Raw genomic sequence first — 22,414 nt, 5'->3', positions numbered from 1 at the left:
GTCAGATCCCCAACTCTTGACGCTGGCGCTTCAAGTGCTCCGGCATCTCTTTGTAGACGTCTTCGAACATGGTCGCGGCGCTCGGAATCTGGCCGCCGGCGAGGGTGCCGTACTGCTCGGCTTCTTTCTGCGCGGCGATCACTTCGGCTTCCAGTTCGGCACTGACCGCGACGTGTTCCTCTTCGGACCACTGACCGATTTTGATCAGGTGCTGCTTGAGGCGCGCAATCGGGTCACCCAACGGGAAGTGACTCCAGTCGTCGGCGGGACGGTATTTGGAAGGATCATCGGAGGTCGAGTGCGGGCCGGCGCGGTAGGTGACCCATTCGATCATGGTCGGACCGAGGTTGCGACGAGCGCGTTCGGCGGCCCAGGCGGATGCAGCGTACACCGCGTAAAAATCGTTGCCATCGACCCGCAGGGAGGCGATGCCGCAACCGACGCCGCGTCCGGCAAAGGTGGTGGCTTCACCGCCGGCAATCGCCTGGAACGTCGAGATCGCCCACTGGTTGTTGACCACATTGAGGATCACCGGCGCACGGTACACGTGGGCGAAGGTGAGGGCGGTGTGGAAGTCCGATTCAGCGGTGGCACCGTCGCCGATCCACGCTGAGGCGATTTTGGTGTCGCCCTTGATCGCCGAGGCCATGCCCCAGCCCACCGCCTGGACGAATTGGGTGGCGAGGTTGCCGGAAATGGTGAAGAAACCGGCCTCCTTGACCGAGTACATGATCGGCAACTGACGGCCCTTGAGCGGATCGCGCTCGTTGGACAACAGTTGGCAGATCAGGTCCACCAGCGGCACTTCGCGCGCCATCAGGATGCTTTGTTGACGGTAGGTGGGGAAGCACATGTCGTCGATGTTCAGGGCCAGGGCCTGGGCGCTGCCAATGGCTTCTTCGCCGAGGCTCTGCATGTAGAACGACATTTTTTTCTGGCGCTGGGCGACCACCATGCGGTTGTCATAGATCCGCGTCTTGAGCATGGCGCGCATGCCTTTGCGCAGGATCTCGACGGGTACGCCTTCAGCCCATGGGCCGAGGGCATTGCCCTGGTCGTCGAGCACGCGAATCAGGCCTCTGGCCAGATCAGCGGTATCGGCTGGTTCTACGTCGATTGGGGGTTTGCGCACCGTGCCAGCATCGGTCAGATGCAGGTAGGAGAAGTCGGTTTTGCAGCCGGGGCGGCCCGAAGGTTCGGGAACGTGCAGGCGCAGCGGTTCGTACGCTTGGTTCATGGCTTCTACGCTCGATCTTGTGAATTTCTTGTAGTGAGCTGGCAGTCATTCTTCGGTAAAAGAATTCTTGTCCTACAACAATCATAGGCCGGGCCAAGAAGAATATTTCTCTGTGTTTCGTTGCGCTAGAGGTTATTTAAGGATAGAAATTCTGCATAAACATAAAAAACAGGTGGTTTTATCTCATGCGCAAACTGGACCGTACCGATATCGGCATTCTCAACAGCCTTCAGGAGAACGCGCGCATCACCAACGCCGACCTCGCGCGCTCGGTGAACCTGTCGCCGACGCCGTGCTTCAACCGGGTCAAGGCGATGGAAGAACTGGGGCTGATTCGCGAGCAGGTGACCCTGCTGGATGCTGACCTGTTGGGGCTGCATGTGAATGTGTTCATTCACGTCAGCCTGGAGAAGCAGGTGGAGGAGGCGTTGCAGCATTTCGAAGAGGCGATCTCGGATCGCCCGGAAGTGATGGAGTGTTATTTGATGGCCGGCGACCCGGACTATCTGATCCGCGTGCTGGTGCCGACCATTCAGTCGCTGGAGCGCTTCATGATGGATTTTCTGACCAAGGTGCCGGGGGTGGCGAACATCCGTTCGAGCTTTGCGCTCAAGCAAGTGCGCTACAAGACGGCGTTGCCGTTGCCGGCGAATGGGTTGACGTTGGCCAATTGAAGATCGCAGTTGTAGCGGCTGTAGCAGCTGCCTCGCGGTGCTCGACAGCTGCTACGGGACTAGAGTTGATTCAGGGGGATTTTCAGGTAGGTCACGCCATTGTCTTCGGCCGGCGGCAAATTCCCCGCCCGCACATTCACCTGAATCGCCGGCAACAGCAGTGTCGGCATGTCCAAACCGGCATCGCGCTGGGTGCGCATGGCGACGAAAGCGGCCTCATCAATGCCGTCGTGAATATGAATATTGCTTTTGCGCTGCTCGCCGACCGTACTCTGGCATTGCGGGGCGCGGCCCTCGGGCGGGTAATCGTGGCAGACGAAGAGGCGCACGCTGGCGGGGAAGGCCAGCAGTTTGCGGATCGAGGCGAACATCTGGTTGGCGTTGCCACCGGGGAAGTCGCAACGTGCGGTGCCGACATCCGGCATGAACAGCGTATCGCCCACCATAATCACATCGCCATCGATCAAATAAGCCATGTCTGCCGGAGTATGCCCGGGCACATGCAGGGCCGTGGCCTTGAGGTTGCCGATGCGGAATGACTCGTCCGGCGCGAACAGGTGATCGAACTGCGAACCGTCGACTCTGAATTCCGGTTCAAGATTGAACAGCGTCTTGAACACGCCCTGAACCTTGCTGATCGACTGACCAATCGCAATCTTGCCCCCCAGTTCCCGACGCAGATACGGCGCAGCCGACAGGTGATCGGCATGGGCATGGGTTTCGAGCAGCCATTGCACCTGCAACCGGTGTTGGCGAACGAAGGCGATGATCCTGTCAGCCTGGACGGTCGAGGTGCGACCGGCGGCACCGTCGTAATCGAGCACCGGGTCGACAATCGCGCAGTGTCCGCCATCGTGCTCGTAAATCACGTAGCTGTAGGTCTTTGATGCGGGGTCGAGGAAGGCTTCTATCAAGGCAGACATGGGCGCGAACCTGTGAAAAGGGGCAGGAAGACACTAACCGGTTGCAACACTTTATGTTTAAACATAATGTTTGCAGCTTAAGTGAGATCGAAGGCATCCTGCAAATGCAATCCAGTCTGAACGAATGTGAAGTCGCCCAGCTCAGGGCCTCAGCCTCCAAGGCGTGCGCGCTGCTCAAGGCCTTGGCCAACGAGGACCGCTTGCTGATTCTCTGCCAGCTGACCCAGGGCGAGCGCAACGTCGGCGAGCTGGAGAAAATGACCGGCGTGCGCCAGCCCACACTGTCCCAACAACTGGGCATCCTGCGCGACGAGGGATTGGTCGCGACCCGTCGTGAAGGCAAGTACATATTCTATGGTTTAGCCAGTCACGAAGTGATTCAGGTGATGAAGACGCTGTCCGGCCTGTACTGCGGAGCGGTGCTGAAAAGCTGGAGCTGAACCCGGCACTATGGCGACAGTAACGACTGAAGAGAAAAATCTATGTTGTTGGCAAGTTTTTTTGGCCTGGTCATGGGCCTGGTGCTCGGTTTGACTGGCGCCGGTGGCGGTATTCTTGCAGTGCCGGCCCTGGTGCTCGGGCTGGGCCTGAGCATGACCCAAGCGGCGCCCGTCGCGTTGTTCGCGGTGGGCAGTGCGGCGGCAATCGGTGCGGTCGACGGTTTGCGCCATGGCCTGGTGCGCTATCGCGCGGCGCTGTTGATTGCTTTGCTCGGCGCGGTGTTTGCGCCGGTGGGTATCTACTTCGCCCATCAGTTGCCGGAAAAGATTCTGAAGGTGCTGTTCAGTTTGCTGATGATCATGGTGGCCTGGCGGATGCTGCGCCCGGAAAAGCTCGACGACGGCCCCAGCGATCACGGCCATGCCAATTGGGGCCAGAAAAACTGCATGCTCGATCAGCAGACCGGGCGTTTTTCCTGGACCGCCAAATGTACCGCGACCCTGGCGGCACTCGGAGCGGTCACTGGCGTGGTCTCGGGGTTGCTCGGGGTCGGTGGCGGTTTTCTGATAGTGCCTGCGTTCAAGCAACTGACCGATGTGCAGATGCGCGGGATCGTCGCCACGTCGTTGATGGTGATCAGCCTGATCTCAATCATCGGGGTGATTGGCGCGTTTCATGCCGGGGTGCGGATCGATGGTTTGGGCGTGTCGTTCATTGTCGCCAGCATCGTCGGGATGATCCTTGGTCGAAAACTCTGCGCGCGGATGCCGGCCCGAGGGCTGCAGATCGGCTTCGCCAGCATCTGCGTGGTGGTCGCCGCTTACATGCTGTTTAGAGCGCTCGCCTAGCGGGCACCGGGTCCTGTGGACGCCAGTCGGGTCCACAGGCTTACACCCTAAGTTCCGGGCCTGTCCGACGGGCGGTCTTACACCGAATTTGCCGCGCTACACCGGCCACCCCAAAGCACCTGACAACCGCCCCCAAGGCAGCGTATGACGCCGCCGGTCAGCTTTCGATAATCGCCTCCGACATCAAGTCCCCCGTTGCGGAGCGCGCCATGCACAACAATAAGAACTTCAAGCATCGTTTCTTACCGGCCTTCATCGCCAGCCTGTCGTCCCTTGGCCTGAGCTCAATGGCCGAGGCCGAGATTATGCTGTACGACAAGGACCAGACCACGTTCTCCACGGATGGCTACATCAACGCCTTCTATGTGAACAGCGACGTGGACCGGGCCGGCGAGCAGTACGACCGGCGCCAGGCGCGGGTGAAGATGGGGTTTCTGCCCAACTACCTGGGTTTCAACATGGGCAAGCAGGTCGATGACCTCAAGCTCGGCGCCCGGGCTTCGTTCTGGGTGACCATCAACGACAGCGAAACCAACGGTACCGACACCGCCATCGACGTGCGGCAGTTCTACGGCACAGTGGCCAACCCGGAGTGGGGCGAGGTGCTGATCGGCAAGGACTTCGGCCTGTTTGCCCGCTCCAACATCCTGCTCGACGAACTGCTGGCCGGTTACGGTCAGGTCAGCGATACGTTGGGCTTGGTGGACGGCGGTGGGGTGTCGTTCGGCAACATCGGCAGCGGTTATCCGTACCCGTTCCCGACGTCGCAGATTACCTATCGCACCCCGGTGATGGACGGTTTGCGGGTGGCGGTGGGGATCATGGACCCGGTCGACACCAACGACAGCAGCGCAACCGGCAAGGCCTATCAGGAGAACCCGCGCACCGAGAGCGAGATCACCTATCAGTTCGACGTCGGCGGGGCGAAGATTTACAGCTGGCTCAACGGCAGCTACCAGACGTCGGACAACACCGACTCCAGCGTCGAATCCGTCACCTCCAAAGGCGTCGGCTATGGTGTGCAGGCGAAGATGGGCGGGCTGTCGCTGACCGGTTCCGGTTTCCAGGCCAAAGGCATTAACCCGTTCTTCACCAACAACGCGGGCGAGCCGACCCTGCGTAATGTCGACAGCGACGGTTACCTGTTGCAGGGCTCCTACAAACTGGGCAAGAACCGCCTGGCCCTGTCTTACGGCAAGACCGAGGACGACGGAAACGGCGTGGTCGGCAGCGGCGCCGATTACGAGACTCGCGGCATCGCGCTGTTCCATGACGTCAACGACAACCTCAAGCTGGTGGCCGAGTACAACCAATTCGAAATCAACGGCCACGACACCAGCGCCCAGAATGAAGACACCGATACGTTTGCGGTGGGGGCGGTGTTGACCTGGTAACTGGCTGACTAACCACTACTTGTGGCGAGGGAGCTTCCTGTGGCGAGGGAGCTTGCTCCCGTTGGGTCGCGAAGCGACCCCCCTCCCGATTCTAGTCGCGCATCGGCCAGAATTTGGGGGACTGCTTCGCAGTCCAGCGGGGGCAAGTTCCAATGCCGGTAAGTTAAGAAATTTGAGCGACGAAAATCCTGTGGGAGCGTGGCTTGCCCGCGAAGAATGCACCGCGGTTTTTCAGGTATAACGCGTCATCGTTCTTCGCGGGCAAGCCACGCTCCCACAGGTTCTGCGTCTTAACTTACCAAGTCCTCTAGCCACAAAAGCTCAAGCTTCCCAACTCCAGCACAGATTCTCGCTGATCCAGCACCACTCTCATCCCATCGAACCCCCCACCCGCTACCCAAGTAGCATTCGCCGCCACCCGCAGGCTTCGTACACTAGTGCCTCATACAGGCGCACCGGCGAGGGGCGACGATGCAGCAGGTTCAGAGCGACGGTGTGGTCAGTGCCATGTCCCAGGCCATCGATGCCCAGCAAGCGGCCCAGGATCTGGCGCGACAACTCTTGCACCCGCATTTGGGCTTCGTGCTGTTCTTCTGTTCCGCCGAGTACGACTTGCAGGCGCTGGGGCAGGCGTTGCAGCAGAGTTTCGGTGGCATTCGCCTGGTGGGCTGCACCAGCGCCGGGGAAATCACCCCCCAAGGCTATGGCCGTAGCTGCGTGACGGCGGTGGGCTTCGACCACCGGCACTTTTCCATCTCCAACCGAACTGATCGACGAGATGGAGCATTTCAGCCTGATCGATGCCCAGCAAATGGTTGAGCGCCTGGTCAGCGGTTGTCGCAGCAATACCCTGGCGCCGATCAAGGGCAACAGCTTTGCCCTGACCCTGCTCGATGGCTTGTCCAGCCGTGAAGAAATGGTGCTCGCCGCCTTGAGCGCGGCGTTGGGCGACATTCCGCATTTCGGTGGTTCGGCCGGCGATGACAATTACTTGACCCACACCCACGTGTATTTCGGCGGCGAGTTTCACAGCGGCGCGGCGGTGGTGGTGCTGGTCAATACCTGGCTGGACTTCGAAGTCTTTACCACCCACCACATCCTGCCCCGAGCCGAAAAACTGGTGGTCACCGCCGCCGATAGCGCCTCGCGCCGGGTGTTCGAACTCAACGCCGAGCCGGCCGCCGAAGAGTACGCCCGGCATATCGGCGTGGCGGTGGCGGACCTTGATTACCGAGTCTTTGCCGCGCACCCGTTGGCGGTGCGGATCAACGATCAGTATTACGTGCGGGCGATCCAGCAGGTGCATCCGGACCTGAGCCTGAGTTTCTACTGTGCGGTGGAGAACGGCATCGTCCTCACCGTCATGCAGCCCGGCCCCATGCTGCCGAATCTGCAAGACCTGTTCGACGGTTTGCGCGAGCGTCTCGGCGACCTGCTGCTGACCATCGGTTGCGACTGCTTTCTCAGGCGCCTGGAACTGGAAGACGCCGGCCGTCTCGAGCAGGTCGGCGCGTTTTTGCAAGACCAGCGGGTGATGGGTTTCAACACCTACGGAGAACAGTTCAATGGCATGCACATCAACCAAACCTTCACCGGGGTCGCCATTGCCCGAGGCCGCGCCCCTGGACAGCGCTGACCTTCAGGCGCAGATCGCCAGCCTGCGGCACGAAAACCAGAAACTACAGCGCATCAATGGCGCGTTGATCGAGCGCATCGAATCCGGCATCACCCGCGGCAACGACCCGTATGCGGCGTTCCAGCATTCGGTGGTGCTGGCCGAACAGGTGCGCGAGCGCACCGATGCCCTGAACCAGGCCATGGCCGAACTCAAGGCTGGCAACCATTTGCTCAGCGAAGCGCGGCTACGGGCCGAAACCGCCCATCAACACTTGATCGACGCCATCGAAAGCATTTCCGACGCCTTTGTATTGTTCGATGCCGAGCAGCGGATCGTGCTGTTCAACAGCCGCTTCAAGGCGTTCTGGGGCAACAGCCGGGTGCGGATTAACGCGGGCATGCGCTTGCGCGAGGTCAAGCGGCTGATGACCTCAACCGGGCTGTTCAGTGAAGAACCCCGGGGGCATGTCGACGAAAGCCTGCTCTACCGCCTGCACAATGGCCGCTGGCTGCAAGTCAGCGAACGGCCGACCCAGGAAGGCGGGCGGGTGATCCTGTTCACCGACATTACCGACGTCAAACTCAGCGAAACCCTGCGCCGCGAGCAGGCCGTGGCGCAAAAATCGCATCTGTTGCAACGGGCGGTCGACAACCTGTCCCAAGGGGTGGCGATGGTCAATGCCGAGGGCATTCTGGAACTGTGGAACCGGCGCTTCCTGGAGCTCAGCGGCCTGGCCCCGGTGGCGGCCCATCGACCGTTCGCCGAAGTGATCGCCGACAGCGAGCTGAACCTGCTGACCCCGGCCAGTCGCGATGCCAACGGGCGGCAGGTGCAGGAATGCGAGCAGCGCCTCTGCGATGGCCGGGTGCTGGAAATTCGCACCCATCCGTTGCCCACCGGTGGTTTCGTCAACACCTTCACTGACATCACCGAACGCTACCGGCACGCCGAAGCCCTCAGCGAAAGCGAGCGCTGGATTCGCTTGATCACCGACCATGTGCCGGCGCTGATCGCCTACCTCAATGCCGATCTGGTGTATGAGTTCACCAACAAAGTCTATGAAGAATGGTATTGCTGGCCCCGGGGCGTGATGCTCGGGCAGAGCCTGCGCGAAGTGCATAGCGAGCAGCATTATCAGCGCCTGGAAGCCTACGTGGCGCGGGCCCTGGCCGGTGAGAGCGTGACGTTCGAGTTTGCCGAAACCAACATCAACAATCAGGAGCGCTACATGCTGCGCTCCTACGTGCCCAATCGCCTGGCCAGTGGGGAAGTGGTGGGGATTTTCGTGTTGATCCGCGACATCACCGAGCGCCGTCGCACCGCCGAGGCGCTGCATCAGGCCTATCAGAACCTGGAGTTGCGGGTACGCGAACGCACCACCGAACTGACCACCCTCAACGACCAGCTATTGCGCGAAATCGACGAGCGCCGCCGCGTGGAATCACGCTTGCGCGAAGCCAAGCTCGAGGCCGAGCAGGCCAACCTGTCGAAGACCAAATTTCTCGCCGCCGTCAGCCATGACTTGCTGCAACCGCTCAACGCCGCGCGGCTGTTTACCAGCGCGTTGCTGGAACGCCGGGAGCCGGTGGCCAACGAGAATCTGGTGCGCAATGTCAGCAATTCCCTGGAAGACGTGGAGAACCTGTTGGGCACGTTGGTGGATATTTCCAAACTCGATGCGGGGGTGATCAAGGCCGACATCGCGCCGTTCGCCCTCAGCGAATTGCTGGAAAACCTCGCCGCCGAATACACCCAGGTGGCCCGCAGTGAAGGCCTTGAACTGCATTTCATTCCGTGTTCGGCGCTGGTGCGCAGTGACATTCAGTTGCTCGCACGGATCCTGCGCAACCTGCTGAGCAATGCGATTCGCTACACCTACAGCGGGCGGGTGGTGCTTGGTTGTCGGCGTCATCATCAGCGGCTGACCATCGAAGTCTGGGACAGCGGCATGGGCATTGCCGAAAACCGTTTGGAGGAGATTTTTCAGGAGTTCAAACGCGGTGACGTGCAGCGTCCGGATCAGGATCGCGGCTTGGGGCTGGGTCTGGCGATCGTCGAGAAAATCGCCCGCATTCTTGGCCACCGGATTCATGTGCGTTCGTGGCCGGGCAAAGGCTCGATGTTTTCCGTCGAAGTGCCGTTGAGTGCCACGGCGCCGAAGGCGTTGCCGAATCTGCTGATGAGCGAACCAATGCTTGAGCGCCTGCGCGGTGCTCGGGTGTGGGTGCTGGACAACGACGCGGCGATTTGTGCCGGGATGCGCACCTTGCTCGAAGGTTGGGGCTGCCGGGTGGTCACGGCACTGTCGGAGGAGGACCTGGCGCGGCAAGTGGATAATTATCACGACGAAGCCGACCTGCTGATCGCCGACTATCACCTGGATGACGAGCAGAACGGTGTCGACGCCGTGGCCCGCATCAACGCCCGTCGCGCCTCGGCGATCCCGGCGATGATGATCACCGCCAACTACAGCAATGAACTCAAGCAGCAAATCCGCGAACTGGGCCATACCCTGATGCACAAACCGGTGCGGCCGATGAAGCTCAAGACGGCGATGAGTCATCTGCTCGGCCGGCCTTGATGTGATCGTTCCCACGCTCTGCGTGGGAATGCCTCACCGGACGCTCTGCGTCCGCTCTTTGGGACGCGGAGCGTCCCTGGCTGCATTCCCACGCGGAGCGTGGGAACGATCGACAGAACCGGGCAGTTACCGCCGTAAATACGACCCGAAATCAATATCCCCAGCACTCAATATTGCCTGCACCCGGTTGTGCACATTGAGTTTGCGCAAGATCGCCGAGACGTGGGCCTTGACCGTGGTTTCGGCGATTTCCAGGGTGTAGGCGATCTGCTTGTTCGATTCGCCTTTGGTCATGCGCTCAAGCACCAATAACTGCTTGCGAGTCAGCGCCTGCAGCAGCTCCGGCGGGAAGCTCGGGGTGTCATTCATCCGGCGATGAGTGCCGCTTTTTTGTGTACGGATGATGTCCGGCGGCAGGTAGACGTTGCCATTGAGAATCTGCTGGATGGCCTCGGTCATCTGCGCCCGTGGCGACGATTTGGTGATGAACCCCACCGCGCCATAGGTAATGGCTTGCAGCACGATTTGTTTGTCCTGCTCGGCCGAAACGATCACCACCGGAATGGTCGGCGCCTCGTTACGCAGGTTGATCAGGCCATTAAGGCCATGCATGCCGGGCATGTTCAGGTCGAGCAGGATCAGGTCCAGGTCATCGTGTTCCTGGGTCAGGGCCAGGGCGCTGTCGAGGTCGGCGGTCTCCATGACCTCACTGCCGGGGAAACCGTCGCTGATGACGTTATGTATGGCTTCGCGAAACAGCGGGTGATCGTCGGCAATCAGAATTTTGTACATGGCCTTTCACCTCATTATTTTTGATTCGGGTGTGGCAACAACACGCAAGCGCTCAAGTCAGGGAAAGGGCTCAGGCCGGGCCGGCGTCACGGGCAGGTTCGCCGCTTGCCACGCATCCAGCCCGTCGCGGTACCAATACAGTGTTTTATAGCCTATGGAAGCGGCGCGTTTTACCGCGTTCCAGCTCAACCAGCAATCGGAGCGGCAGTAGAAGACCAACGGTCGAGTCAGGTCGCCCGCCGTCAATTGCTGCAGGTGGCGCGCGAAATATTCCTGCCATGGGGGCGTCAGGTCGCCATCACCGGTATTGGCCAGCCAATGGCTGCCGGGCAGGTTCTCGTGGGGCTGATCTTCGATGAAACGGCCTTGCAGCCATTGCCGGCGGTAGACGTCGATCAGCACCGGCCGGGGTGTCTGCTTGAGCAGGTTTTGCAGGGCGGGGGTGTCGATGATACTCGCGCCCTGGAGCTGAGTCGGGGTCGGGCTGCGGTACAGGCCGACGCGATAACCGTCGGCTGAGAACAGCGCTGTTTCGGCCTGTGCGGCGCCCAGCAACAGGCTCAGCGACAGCGCGGCGAGAGAAGGGCACAGCAGAACACGTCGTGCACGCGGCATGGGGGTTCAGTCCTTATAGTTATGAACCCATTACATGCCAGTAGCGGTGCGTTGTGAATGCGACGATAGACAGGTAAACCAGTACTAAAGTAGTAATTTTGACCTGTTCAACACAAAACTCCCATAGGGGATTAGTGTTGTCAGTTGGTTTTGCGCAAGGCCGCTTGCTCCCACATTGAATAGCATGTGAAAACAAAATATGTGAACACCTCAGACCTGTGGGAGCTGGCTTGCCTGCGATGAGGCCCTCACATCCAGCACTGATGTTGGCTGACACACCGCCATCGCGGGCAAGCCCGCTCCCACAGGGACTAGTGTTGTTAGCCGGATTTTCGCAAGGCCGCATGCTGTGGATTGAAGGTGAGCACGGCGAGCAGGGCGAACACCAGCGTCAGCCCTACGCACACCGCCAGCGCCAACGGGCTGAAGCGTTCGTACAGCGCAAACCGCACCAGCTCCACTGCATGAGTGAACGGGTTCAAGGCGCACAACCAATACAACCATTCGCTGGACTCGCGCATTTTCCACAACGGATACAGCGCCGACGACAGGAAAAACAGCGGGAAGATCACGAAGTTCATCACCCCGGCAAAATTCTCCAGCTGGCGGATGGCGTTGGACAGCAACAGGCCCAGCGCACTGAGCATCAACGCCACCAGCAGCAATGCCGGCAAGGCCAGCAATAAACCCATGGCCGGTGGTTGCACGCCGTACAGCCAGGCAATCGCCAGAAAGGCATACACCTGCAACAGCGAAATCAGCGACGTCGCCAGCAATTTGCTGCACAGCAGGAAGGTCCGGGGCAGGGGGCTGGTCAGCAGCACGCGCATGCTGCCCATCTCCCGGTCATAGACCATCGACAGCGAACCTTGCATGCCGTTGAACAACAGGATCATGCAGGCCAGCCCCGGGATGATGTAAACCTCATAGGGAATGTAGGTGTCGTAGGGCTCGATGATGGCGATGCCGAGTGCCGCGCGGAACCCGGCGGCGAACACCAGCAGCCACAACAAAGGCCGCACCAGCGCGCTGAGAAACCGCGTGCGCTGCAACACAAAGCGCAGCCATTCGCGCAGCACGATACCGCTGAAACATTGCCAGTAAGCGTTCATCTCGCGACTGCTCCTGAAGAGGGCGAGGTGGTCAGGCGAGCGAAGGCCGAACCGAGGTCGCCGCCATGTTCCAGGCTCAGGGCGTCTGCCTGTCCGCTGGCCACCAAGCGGCCTTGATGCAGGATCAGCAAGTCGTCGCTGGGCTGCACTTCATCCAGCAAATGAGTGGTCCAGAGCACGCTGATGTGTTGCTCGCGGCAGAGGCTGCGGATGTGTTGGTTGAGCGCCAGGCGACTGGCCGGATCGAGGCCGACGCTCGCCTCGTCGAGCAGCAACAGGCTTGGCTCATGCAGCAACGCGCGGGCGATTTCCACCCGCCGACGATGGCCGCCATTGAGTTCGCGCACCCGTTCGCGACGACGTTCGGTCAGCGCCTGGCGCGCCAGTTCGGCGTCAACACGAAGGCTGGTCTGGCGCCGGGACAAGCCATGCAGCGCGGCGTGGTAACGCAGGTTTTGCTCGACGCTGAGGTCCAGATCCAAGGTGCTTTGCTGAAACACCACACCCAACTGCTTTAACGCCGGACGTGCCGCGTTGCGCAACGAACAGCCGCCGACCCGGATATCACCGCGCTGCACATCATAAAGGCGGGTGAGCAGGGCGATCAGCGTCGACTTGCCCGCGCCGTTCGGTCCCAGCAACGCCGCAAAACGCCCCGGTGCCAGGTTGAAACTCACCTGACGCAACGCCTCGCGCGCGCCGTAAGCGAAACTCAGGTCGCTGACGTCGAGGGCGTTCATGGCGTGACCACCACGCCCCAGGGATAGCGCCCGACCTTCACCGATTTGGTCACCTTGAGGCTGTCGACATCGATCACCGACACATCGCCGCTGACGCCATTGGTGGCCAGCAATTGGCGTTGATCCGGGGTGAACGACATCTGCCAGACCCGTCGGCCCACCAGCAGGTAATCAACAATCTCGAAGGTCTTGGCGTCGATCACCGCCACATGGTTGGCCGGGCCGAGGGCGACGAAACCGTACTTGCCGTCGGCGCTGAGTTTGATCCCCACCGGCTGGACTTTGTCCGGGTGCACGCCTTTGATCTGGAAGGTCAGGGTTTTGAGAATCTTGCGGCTGGCGACGTCAAGAATCGTCACCGTGCCGCCGATTTCCGCCGAGGCCCAGAGCTGCGAGCCATCGGGATTGAATTCGACGAAACGCGGCCGCTGATCGACCAGGGTGTTGTCGGCCAAGGTCTGGGTGCTGGTGTCGATCCAGTGCAGCATGTTGGTGGTTTCACTGGTGTTCACCGCCCACTTGCCGTCGGGGCTGACGGCCATGCCTTCAGGTTCGACGCCGACGCTGATCTGCCCAAGCACTTTGGAGGTTTCGGTGTCGATCACCGTCACCAGCGCATCGTCCTCGTTGGAGACGTACAACCAGCGATTGTTGGGGTGCAGGGCGAATTGCTCGGGGTCTTTGCCCGAGGGCAGTTCCTTGATGATCTTGCGCGTGGCGACGTCCATCACCTGGACCCGATCCGAATCGCTGGCGCAGATGTACAGCAGCTTATTGTCGTGGGATAGCAACAGGCCGCGCGGGCGCTGGCCGACGGGCAGGGTGTCGGTGACTTGCAGGGTCTGCATATCGATCAGGCTCAGGCTGTTGTCCTTTTCGTTGGAGACCCAGGCGGTGCTGGCAGCGGCGTGCCCGGCGGCGAGCAGCAGGGCGCAGGAAAGCAGGGTGCGGCGCATGGCAGATTCCTTCTTATTGTGGTGGTAGGGCTGTCAGAGAAAGCGGCAGCTGACCTCGGCTTTGTCGTAACCCAGGCTGTCCATTTCGTTGAAGGGGTGCAGGAAACCGTCTTGCGGCGACGTGCTGACCAGCGCCCGGGGTTGCACGATGGGGATCGGCTGGCGCAACTGACCGTTCCACGACCGATAACTGAGCTTGCGGCCCTTGAAACCGTCCAGCGGCAATTGATCGCTGATTTCAAGCGTACGGATCGCCATGGCATCGGCCTGGCGCAGTTTGCCCACCGCGCTGGCGATGCTGCGTACGGCCATCCACGCAGCGAAATCCCGGTCGTTCATCCAGCGCCCGGCCAGGGCTTCGAAGCGTTTCTGCAACTGCGCGGCACCGAAGGTTTCCACGGTCTTGTGCCAGCCCACCGGCGTCAGGCCCTGAGTGCCGGCCACCGGCCGTGGATACCAGGTCTGATAGGGCACGTATTCGCCGAAGTCGCCCCGTTCATCGGCCACCAGCACCACGTCGTACTCGGCGGTCTGGGTGAACAGCGGCATGTCGGCCTGGGCGCTGCGGCGCTGGTCGTTATCGAAACTCCAGGCTTTTTCCGCGACCAGTTGCAGGCCGAAGCGTTTCGCCGCCCGGCGCAGGGCGGTGGCGTAGGCTTGATCGTCGGCGGTCGGGCCGACGATCAGCAGCGCCCGTTGCCATTTGCGCAGTACCAGAAATTGCGCGAGTGCATCGGCCAGCATCGCCCGGCTCGGCAGGCTGTGCAGCACGTTCGGCAAGCAGTCGGTGCTGCGCAGGCTGTCATCCGGGCTGCCGGCGTTGAACAGCAGGCTGTCGGGGAGCACGGCGCTGAGTCGGCGCAGGGTCTGCGCCGGTGCATTCACCACAAACAGGCGCAGGCCTTGCTCGTGTTGGGCCTTGGCCGCTTCGATCAGCGCCTCCGGATTGTCGGCGCTCGCACTGACCAGGCTGTAGCTGTGATTGAGAAAGCGCCCGGTACTGTTGCTATCGGTGATTGCCAGTTCGGCGCCACGCAGGCCGGCATCGGCCGGTTCGGGAATAACATTCGACAGCAATGGCCCAGGATCGGGGCGATAACCGAGGTAGCCGATTTGCACCTGCAAGGGTGCGTCCGCCGCCTGAGCCTGGGTCGCCACCCCGGCGGCGCAGGCAATCGCCAACAGGTAGATCAAGGCATAAGGGGCGAGCTGGCGCATAAAGGCACTCCATCACAGGTAGCGTCAGCATAGGAACCCTGGACGGGCGGGGAAATATGCAGAAAGTACCGATGGGCCAGTACCAAGGTAGTAACTCACCCCGGGCGGCGCGGTTTTAGCATGGGCTACAACGGCCATCACTCAAGGGGGGAGATTGACCATGCGAATTCTCAAAGCACTGCTCCTGCCGTTGTTGCTGATCCTGACCCTGATCGGCGTCGACAAGCTTCACGGCGCCCGACCCGTATTGGTTGGGCCTGCGCCACAAGCCCTACTACCAAGGGAGTAGGCCGCGGCCACCAAAGCAGCATGGGGTTGGCGCAAAGCCGTTCCTAAGATGGCTGCCATAGCCTCTTCAAAGAGGTTTTGCGTGCAATCTTGAGGGCAGAACAATGACAACAAAACGCAACGCCTTGCTCGTTGCCGGACTGCTGGCCGGTTTCATCAGCGCAGGTTCCGTCTGGGCTCACGGCAACGTGGTACCCCAGGCCATCGAAACCCAGGGACTGACCCCGATCAAGGACGCCGGTGTGCAGGTCGATGCCGACGGTTGGGCGGCGGTGAACCCTTACCGTTCCACCCCGGAACGCGACAAAGCCGTGCAAATCGGCTCTTCGGCCTACAACCAGAACTGCGCGGCCTGCCATGGCCTGGAAGCCAAGTCCGGCGGCATCGCCCCTGACTTGCGCATGCTCGATGGCGGCGAGGCCGGTGATGAGTGGTTCGTCGAGCGGGTACGCAATGGCGCCGTACGTGATGGCCGGGTCTACATGCCGAAGATGGCCGACTACCTGAGTCAGGAAGCCTTGTGGGCGGTGCGCAGCTACCTGGACAGCGTGCACGTCGAGGAGTGACCCATGCGTTTGCTCGCGGTGTTGATCAGCGCTGTGTGGCTGTGTTGCCAGGCAGCGCAGGCGCAGGTCCGTACCTATGACGAAATGATCGCCGCCGCCGAGCTGAAAGTCGCGGTGTACAAGGACTTCGCGCCCTACAGTTTTGAAGACGCTGGCGAGGCTCGCGGGGTCGATGTCGAGCTCGCCCAGGCCCTGGCCAAGGCCATGGGGGTACGCCTGAAACTGATCTGGGCACCCGCCGGGGAAAAGCTTGACGACGACCTGCGCGATTACATCTGGCGGGCCAGTCAGTTGCACAATCAGCAACTGGCCGACCTGATGATGCGCGTGCCCTACGATCGCGATTACTCACAGAAACGCAACGAACTGGGCGAGCTGGAAAACGGCCATGTGGTGATGTTCGGGCCGTACCAGACCGAACAATGGCAAGTGGCCTATGACCGTCGTCGACTGAATTCAGTGGCCAGCGTCGCGGTGTTCCAGCAACACCCGATCGGCGTCGAAGTCGACAGCGTGCCCTCGTTTTACCTGACCTCGGTGTTCAACGGCATGCTCGCCGCCAAGACCCACCATTACCCAGGCGTGCCCCAGGCCTTTGCCGCCATGAAGGCCGGTGAAGTTGACGCGGTAATGGCCATGCGCGGCGAGATCGATTGGCAAGTCCATCAGGCCGCCGACCCGCAAGTGGCGTTGGCGGAAAACGCTTACCCGAATATGGGTAAACAGCTCTGGGAGATCGGCATGGCGGTGCATGAAAGCAACCGGCAACTGGCCTATGCAGTGGAAGAGGCGCTGGAAACGTTGATTCGCGAGGGCTCGGTGAACGCCATTTATGCCCGTTATGGCCTGCGGTATGACGTGCCCGAGATGTATCAATAGTGAACTGGCGAGCGAGTTGTCTGTTGGCCTGCTGGTTGCCCTTGGCCGCGCACGCGGTGGATGTCGATCCGGTGCCGTCGGTGATGTGGACGTTCTATCACAAGCAGATGCTCGGCGACGCACCGTTCGTGTTCGACGAGCGGGTCAAGTTGCTCGCGCCGCCGTTTGCCGAAGACGCTCGACAAGTACCGCTGGAAATCGACGCCCGGGCGTTCAAGGGCGAAGTGGTGCGAATCCTCGCCTGGGCCGAACTCAATCCGCTGCCAAAAATCGTCGACTTCGAACCCTTGACCGATGTGCTGCCATGGCTGTCGATCCGCATCCGCGTGGAACAGGCCACGCCGTTGCGTGCGGCGGTACTGACCCGCGACGGGCTGTGGCATGTCGGCTCGACCCTGATCGATGCGGCGGGCGGCGGTTGTACGGCGCCGAGCGTGGTGCGCACCCAGCCGGGTTGGGAAGAACGCATCGGCGAAGTGCTCGGCGGTCGTTATCCCCGTGGCGAATTCAGTCGCGTGCGTGTGCAGGTGGCGCATCCGATGGACAACGGCATGGTCAGTGGCATCCCGGAATTTTTCATCAACCAGGCCGAGCTGCGCGATCAAAACGATCAATTGCTGGCGCGTCTGGAGTTGTTCCCGGCGGTCAGCGAAAACCCCAATTTGGCCTTCGATATCGAAGGCGCAGGGCAGACGCGCCTGGTGTTGCGCGACAACAGCGGCAATCAATTCGATGCGGCCATTCCCTGACTCAAGGAGCGAGTGATGCGCTGGATACTGCTGTTGTTCATCAGTCTGAGCCTGCCGGTCTTGGCCGATCCCGATTACGCACTCAAGCCCCGGCAGATCGCCGAAGACACCTGGTTGCTGGAAGGCAGCACCGATAATTTCGCCAAGAGCAACGGCGGCAACATCGTCAACACCGCGTTCATCGTCACCGAGCAGGGCGTGGTGGTCATCGACACCGGGCCGTCGAAACGCTATGGCGAAGCCCTGCGCAAAGCGATTGCGGCGACCACCGATAAACCGGTGATCCAGGTGCTGCTGACCCACCACCATCCTGACCATGTGCTGGGCAATCAGGCTTTCACCGACGTGCCGATCGGAGCCTTGGCCGGTACCACTGAACTGTTGCGGCAACAGGGCGATGTCATGGCTGAAAACATGTATCGACTGGTGGGTGACTGGATGCGCGGCACCGAAGTGGTGTTGCCCACGCAGGCGCTGACGCCTGGCGTGCAAAGTTTTGGGAACCACGATCTGCGGCTGCTGAGTCTGGGTGGGCACACCGGTGCGGATCTGGCTATTCTCGACCAGAAAACCGGCGTGCTGTTTGCCGGGGATCTGGTGTTTTATCAACGGGCCCTGACCACGCCCAACAGTCCGGGACTGTCGGTGTGGCTGGCGGACATCGCCACGCTTGAGGGGTTGCCGTGGACGCTGATCGTTCCCGGTCATGGCCCCGTGGCGACGGACACCAAACCATTCGAGCAAATGCGCGATTACCTCTCCTGGCTCGATCAACTCATGCGCGACGGCGCCGCCAACGGCAGCGACATGGCCGAGATGATCCGCAGCCCCATCCCCGAGCGTTTCGTGGGGATCAGCCTGAGCCGCTATGAGCTGATTCGCAGTGTCAGCCATTTGTACCCGCGTTACGAGCGGGGGCAGATGAGGCGGGTGGATTCCACCGCGGGCAAGTGATGATCGTTGATCGTTCCCACGCTCTGCGTGGGAATGCCTCAACGGACGCTCCGCGTTCGGCTCTGCAAGGGACGCGGAGCGTCCCGGGCTGCATTCCCACGCGGAGCGTGGGAACGATCTTTCGGTGATCTTCTCCTCCGACCCTGTACCAAGGAACTAGAAATCTCCGTACTGCGGGCAATTGTTGCATGGGCGGCGGCGCCCAAGAATCTGCACCAGACCGGGAAAATTTCCCGGGTATAACAAAAACCGCAGAGGTAGCCGTCATGACCCAACCCGCACGTCGCCAACCCTTCGCCTTGAGCGTGCTGCTCAGTGCCATGCTGTTGTCTTGCCAGGCATTGGCCGCAGTCTCCGATCAAGACATCCTCCAGGACCCGAAGAACCCGGAGCAGATCGTCACCAACGGACTGGGCGTCCAGGGTCAGCGCTACAGCCCGCTGGACACCCTCAATGTCGACAACGTGAAGGACTTGCGACCGGTCTGGGCCTTTTCGTTCGGCGGGGAAAAGCAGCGCGGTCAGCAGGCGCAGCCGATGATCAAGGACGGCGTGATGTACATGACCGGTTCCTACTCGCGGGTATTCGCGGTGGATGCGCGCACCGGTCGCAAACTCTGGCAATACGACGCACGCCTGCCCGATGACATCCGCCCGTGCTGCGATGTGATCAACCGTGGCGTGGCGCTGTATGGCGACCTGGTGATTTTCGGCACCCTCGACGCCAAGCTCGTGGCCCTGAACAAGGACACCGGCAAAGTCGTCTGGAGCAAGAAAGTCGCCGACCACAAGGAAGGCTATTCCATCAGCGCCGCGCCGTTGGTGATCAACGGCAAATTGATCACCGGCGTGGCCGGCGGCGAGTTCGGGGTGGTGGGCAAGATCGAAGCCTACGACCCGAAAAACGGCAGCCTGCTGTGGACTCGTCCCACCGTCGAAGGCCACATGGGCTATGTCTACAAGGATGGCAAAGCGGTAGAAAACGGCATCTCCGGCGGCGAAGCGGGCAAGACCTGGCCGGGCGATCTGTGGAAAACCGGCGGCGCGGCACCTTGGCTGGGCGGCTACTACGATCCGGAAACCAATCTGCTGCTATTCGGCACCGGTAACCCGGCGCCGTGGAACTCGCACCTGCGTCCTGGCGACAACCTCTACTCATCGTCGCGCCTGGCGCTGAACCCGGACGATGGCACGATCAAATGGCACTTCCAGAGTACGCCCCACGACGGTTGGGACTATGACGGCGTGAACGAACTGGTGTCGTTCAACTACAACGAAGGCGGTAAGGAAATCAAAGCCGCGGCCACCGCGGACCGTAACGGTTTCTTCTACGTGCTCGATCGCACCAACGGCAAATTCATTCGCGGCTTCCCGTTCGTGGACAAGATCACCTGGGCCAGCGGCCTGGATAAAAACGGTCGGCCGATCTACAACGAAACCAGCCGTCCGGGTGCGCCGGGCTCCGAGGCCAAAGGCAGTTCGGTGTTTGTCGCGCCAGCGTTCCTGGGGGCGAAAAACTGGATGCCGATGGCCTACAACCGCGACACCGGCCTGTTCTATGTGCCGTCCAACGAGTGGGGCATGGACATCTGGAACGAAGGCATCGCCTACAAGAAAGGCGCGGCGTTCCTCGGCGCTGGTTTCACTATCAAACCGTTGAACGAAGACTACATCGGCGTGCTGCGCGCCATCGACCCGAAAACCGGCAAGGAAGTCTGGCGCCACAAGAACTTCGCGCCGCTGTGGGGCGGGGTGCTGACCACCAAGGGCAACCTGGTGTTCACCGGTACGCCGGAAGGTTTCCTGCAGGCATTCAATGCCAAGACTGGCGAGAAAGTCTGGGAATTCCAGACCGGTTCCGGCGTGCTCGGTTCGCCCGTGACCTGGGAAATGGACGGCGAACAATACGTTTCGGTGCTCTCCGGCTGGGGCGGCGCGGTACCGCTGTGGGGCGGCGAAGTGGCCAAGCGCGTCAAGGACTTCAACCAGGGCGGCATGCTCTGGACGTTCAAGTTGCCCAAGGATCTCGTTGCCAAACACTGATCGCTGCACTGATCGTTCCCACGCTCCGCGTGGGAATGCCTCAACGGACGCTCCGCGTTCGGCTCTGGAGGGGACGCAGAGCGTCCCGGGCTGCATTCCCACGCAGAGCGTGGGAACGATCACCTACTACCAAATAACGAGAATCCCCCTGCCAACGGCGCATTCGTCTGGTAGGCGGGGCTCTCTACTATCGGTTCATCGCCTGTTGGCCTGACAGGCATCGACCCAGACAGAGGCCCACCATGATCTACGCACAACCCGGAACACCCGGCGCCGTCGTTTCCTTCAAACCGCGCTACGGCAATTTCATCGGCGGCGAGTTCGTTGCCCCAATCAACGGCGAGTACTTCACCAACACCTCACCGGTTACCGGGGAAGTGATCGCCGAGTTCCCGCGCTCCAGCGCCGCCGACATCGAAAAGGCCCTGGACGCCGCCCATGCCGCCGCCGATGCCTGGGGCAAAACCTCGGCGCAGGATCGCTCGCTGGTGCTGCTGAAAATCGCCGACCGCATCGAGCAGAACCTGGAAATCCTCGCCGTCACCGAAACCTGGGACAACGGCAAGGCCGTGCGCGAAACCCTCAACGCCGACGTACCTTTGGCCGCCGACCACTTCCGTTACTTCGCCGGTTGCATCCGCGCTCAGGAAGGCGGCGCCGCCGAGATCAACGAACTGACCACCGCCTATCACTTCCACGAACCGCTGGGTGTGGTCGGGCAGATCATCCCGTGGAACTTCCCGCTGCTGATGGCCGCCTGGAAACTCGCTCCGGCCCTGGCCGCCGGCAACTGCATCGTGCTCAAACCCGCCGAACAAACGCCGCTGTCGATCATGGTGTTCGCCGAGCTGATCGCCGACTTGCTGCCGGCCGGTGTGCTGAACATCGTCCAGGGTTTCGGTCGCGAAGCCGGTGAAGCGCTGGCCACCAGCAAGCGCATCGCCAAGATCGCCTTCACCGGTTCCACCCCGGTGGGCGCGCACATCATGCATTGCGCGGCCGAGAACATTATTCCAAGCACCGTTGAACTGGGCGGCAAGTCGCCGAACATTTTCTTCGAAGACATCATGAACGCCGAGCCGCAGTTCATCGAGAAAGCCGCCGAAGGTCTGGTGCTGGCGTTCTTCAATCAGGGCGAAGTCTGCACCTGTCCGTCCCGGGCGCTGGTGCAGGAATCGATCTACGAGCCGTTCATGGCCGAGGTGATGAAGAAGATCGTCAAGATCAAGCGCGGCAACCCGCTGGACACCGAGACCATGGTCGGCGCCCAGGCGTCCGAGCAGCAATACGACAAGATCCTCTCGTACCTGAAAATCGCTCAGGAGGAGGGCGCCGAGCTGCTCACCGGCGGCGCGGCCGAGCGTCTTGAAGGCGACTTGTCGAGCGGCTATTACATCCAGCCGACCCTGCTCAAGGGTCACAACAAAATGCGTGTGTTCCAGGAAGAAATCTTCGGCCCGGTAGTGGGCATCACCACCTTCAAGGACGAAGCCGAAGCCCTGGCGATTGCCAACGACAGCGAATTCGGCCTCGGCGCCGGCCTGTGGACCCGCGACATCAACCGCGCCTACCGCATGGGCCGGGCGATCAAGGCCGGGCGCGTCTGGACCAACTGCTACCACCTGTACCCGGCCCATGCCGCGTTTGGTGGCTACAAGAAGTCCGGTGTCGGCCGTGAGAACCACAAGATGATGCTCGACCATTACCAACAGACCAAAAACCTGTTGGTGAGCTACGACATCAATCCGCTGGGGTTCTTCTAACCCGCAAGAGCACCATTGAAACCT

Annotated in this window: 20 protein-coding genes and 1 pseudogene; 13 read left to right on the top strand and 8 right to left on the bottom strand. The window is 61.2% G+C overall.

The features are described 5' to 3' along the window. Window position 1: 1 nt before the first annotated feature. Window positions 2-1,237: a 3-methyl-2-oxobutanoate dehydrogenase (2-methylpropanoyl-transferring) subunit alpha gene (locus PSH65_RS18365; protein WP_305421638.1), complete on the bottom strand. Its 1,236-nt coding sequence runs from the start codon at window positions 1,235-1,237 to the stop codon at window positions 2-4. Between the two features lie 185 nt (window positions 1,238-1,422). On the opposite strand from PSH65_RS18365, the gene bkdR reads away from it, so the two are divergent. Then, complete coding sequence (gene bkdR / locus PSH65_RS18360; protein ID WP_017339472.1) at window positions 1,423-1,911, top strand: Bkd operon transcriptional regulator BkdR; 489 nt, start codon at window positions 1,423-1,425, stop codon at window positions 1,909-1,911. A 59-nt stretch (window positions 1,912-1,970) separates the two neighbouring features. Here the strand turns inward: bkdR and PSH65_RS18355 are convergent, their stop codons facing one another. Beyond that, a complete protein-coding gene (locus PSH65_RS18355; protein WP_305421637.1) occupies window positions 1,971-2,834 on the bottom strand; it encodes an MBL fold metallo-hydrolase in 864 nt (287 codons plus the stop codon). A gap of 104 nt (window positions 2,835-2,938) precedes the next feature. Here PSH65_RS18355 and PSH65_RS18350 point away from each other — a divergent pair, with 104 nt between their 5' ends. The 5 genes and pseudogenes from PSH65_RS18350 to nahK all read left to right on the top strand — a co-directional run bounded on the left by PSH65_RS18350 (window position 2,939) and on the right by nahK (window position 9,716). Continuing rightward, on the top strand, window positions 2,939-3,274 hold the full coding sequence (locus tag PSH65_RS18350; protein ID WP_305421636.1) for a helix-turn-helix transcriptional regulator: 336 nt from the start codon (window positions 2,939-2,941) through the stop codon (window positions 3,272-3,274). A gap of 42 nt (window positions 3,275-3,316) precedes the next feature. Beyond that, on the top strand, window positions 3,317-4,123 hold the full coding sequence (locus PSH65_RS18345) for a sulfite exporter TauE/SafE family protein (protein WP_305421635.1): 807 nt from the start codon (window positions 3,317-3,319) through the stop codon (window positions 4,121-4,123). A 209-nt stretch (window positions 4,124-4,332) separates the two neighbouring features. After that, window positions 4,333-5,517: a porin gene (locus PSH65_RS18340; RefSeq protein WP_008005357.1), complete on the top strand. Its 1,185-nt coding sequence runs from the start codon at window positions 4,333-4,335 to the stop codon at window positions 5,515-5,517. Between the two features lie 471 nt (window positions 5,518-5,988). Continuing rightward, window positions 5,989-7,153 (top strand): annotated as a pseudogene (gene nosP / locus PSH65_RS18335) (nitric oxide-sensing protein NosP). Continuing rightward, window positions 7,083-9,716 (top strand): hybrid sensor histidine kinase/response regulator NahK/ErcS', encoded by a 2,634-nt coding sequence (gene nahK, locus PSH65_RS18330; RefSeq protein ID WP_370694653.1) that lies wholly within the window; start codon window positions 7,083-7,085, stop codon window positions 9,714-9,716. Before nosP ends, nahK begins: the two are co-directional and overlap by 71 nt. A gap of 126 nt (window positions 9,717-9,842) precedes the next feature. Here the strand turns inward: nahK and PSH65_RS18325 are convergent, their stop codons facing one another. The 6 genes from PSH65_RS18325 to PSH65_RS18300 all read right to left on the bottom strand — a co-directional run bounded on the left by PSH65_RS18325 (window position 9,843) and on the right by PSH65_RS18300 (window position 15,149). Beyond that, window positions 9,843-10,508 carry a response regulator transcription factor gene (locus PSH65_RS18325; protein ID WP_305421634.1) on the bottom strand — a complete coding sequence of 222 codons (666 nt, stop codon included), beginning with the start codon at window positions 10,506-10,508 and terminating at the stop codon, window positions 9,843-9,845. A gap of 57 nt (window positions 10,509-10,565) precedes the next feature. Further along, complete coding sequence (locus PSH65_RS18320; RefSeq protein WP_305421633.1) at window positions 10,566-11,123, bottom strand: PQQ-dependent catabolism-associated CXXCW motif protein; 558 nt, start codon at window positions 11,121-11,123, stop codon at window positions 10,566-10,568. Window positions 11,124-11,443: 320 nt separating this feature from the next. Then, window positions 11,444-12,235: an ABC transporter permease gene (locus PSH65_RS18315; RefSeq protein WP_305421632.1), complete on the bottom strand. Its 792-nt coding sequence runs from the start codon at window positions 12,233-12,235 to the stop codon at window positions 11,444-11,446. After that, complete coding sequence (locus PSH65_RS18310) at window positions 12,232-12,975, bottom strand: ABC transporter ATP-binding protein (protein ID WP_305421631.1); 744 nt, start codon at window positions 12,973-12,975, stop codon at window positions 12,232-12,234. The genes PSH65_RS18315 and PSH65_RS18310 overlap by 4 nt, the downstream gene beginning before the upstream one ends. Beyond that, window positions 12,972-13,931, bottom strand: a complete 960-nt coding sequence (locus PSH65_RS18305) for a YVTN family beta-propeller repeat protein (protein ID WP_305421630.1) — start codon at window positions 13,929-13,931, stop codon at window positions 12,972-12,974. Before PSH65_RS18305 ends, PSH65_RS18310 begins: the two co-directional genes overlap by 4 nt. Window positions 13,932-13,964: 33 nt before the next feature. Beyond that, window positions 13,965-15,149 carry an ABC transporter substrate-binding protein gene (locus PSH65_RS18300; protein ID WP_305421629.1) on the bottom strand — a complete coding sequence of 395 codons (1,185 nt, stop codon included), beginning with the start codon at window positions 15,147-15,149 and terminating at the stop codon, window positions 13,965-13,967. 160 nt (window positions 15,150-15,309) lie between these two features. Here PSH65_RS18300 and PSH65_RS18295 point away from each other — a divergent pair, with 160 nt between their 5' ends. The 7 genes from PSH65_RS18295 to PSH65_RS18265 all read left to right on the top strand — a co-directional run bounded on the left by PSH65_RS18295 (window position 15,310) and on the right by PSH65_RS18265 (window position 22,390). Beyond that, window positions 15,310-15,438 carry a hypothetical protein gene (locus PSH65_RS18295; protein ID WP_305421628.1) on the top strand — a complete coding sequence of 43 codons (129 nt, stop codon included), beginning with the start codon at window positions 15,310-15,312 and terminating at the stop codon, window positions 15,436-15,438. A 103-nt stretch (window positions 15,439-15,541) separates the two neighbouring features. Then, window positions 15,542-16,003, top strand: a complete 462-nt coding sequence (gene pedF, locus PSH65_RS18290; protein WP_305421627.1) for a cytochrome c-550 PedF — start codon at window positions 15,542-15,544, stop codon at window positions 16,001-16,003. 3 nt (window positions 16,004-16,006) lie between these two features. Then, entirely contained in the window at window positions 16,007-16,882 is an 876-nt protein-coding gene (locus tag PSH65_RS18285) for an ABC transporter substrate-binding protein (protein WP_305421626.1), read from the top strand. Next, complete coding sequence (locus tag PSH65_RS18280; protein ID WP_305421625.1) at window positions 16,882-17,631, top strand: quinoprotein dehydrogenase-associated SoxYZ-like carrier; 750 nt, start codon at window positions 16,882-16,884, stop codon at window positions 17,629-17,631. The genes PSH65_RS18285 and PSH65_RS18280 overlap by 1 nt, the downstream gene beginning before the upstream one ends. Before the next feature lie 15 nt (window positions 17,632-17,646). Next, window positions 17,647-18,585 (top strand): quinoprotein relay system zinc metallohydrolase 1, encoded by a 939-nt coding sequence (locus tag PSH65_RS18275; RefSeq protein WP_305421624.1) that lies wholly within the window; start codon window positions 17,647-17,649, stop codon window positions 18,583-18,585. A gap of 266 nt (window positions 18,586-18,851) precedes the next feature. Further along, window positions 18,852-20,627 (top strand): PQQ-dependent methanol/ethanol family dehydrogenase, encoded by a 1,776-nt coding sequence (locus PSH65_RS18270; RefSeq protein ID WP_305421623.1) that lies wholly within the window; start codon window positions 18,852-18,854, stop codon window positions 20,625-20,627. A 242-nt stretch (window positions 20,628-20,869) separates the two neighbouring features. Further along, window positions 20,870-22,390, top strand: a complete 1,521-nt coding sequence (locus PSH65_RS18265) for an aldehyde dehydrogenase family protein (RefSeq protein ID WP_123359747.1) — start codon at window positions 20,870-20,872, stop codon at window positions 22,388-22,390. Window positions 22,391-22,414 lie beyond the last annotated feature (24 nt).

The sequence above is a fragment of the Pseudomonas sp. FP603 genome, assembly GCF_030687415.1.
GTDB lineage: Bacteria > Pseudomonadota > Gammaproteobacteria > Pseudomonadales > Pseudomonadaceae > Aquipseudomonas > Aquipseudomonas wuhanensis.
This window is presented reverse-complemented; position numbering and strand designations above follow the sequence as displayed.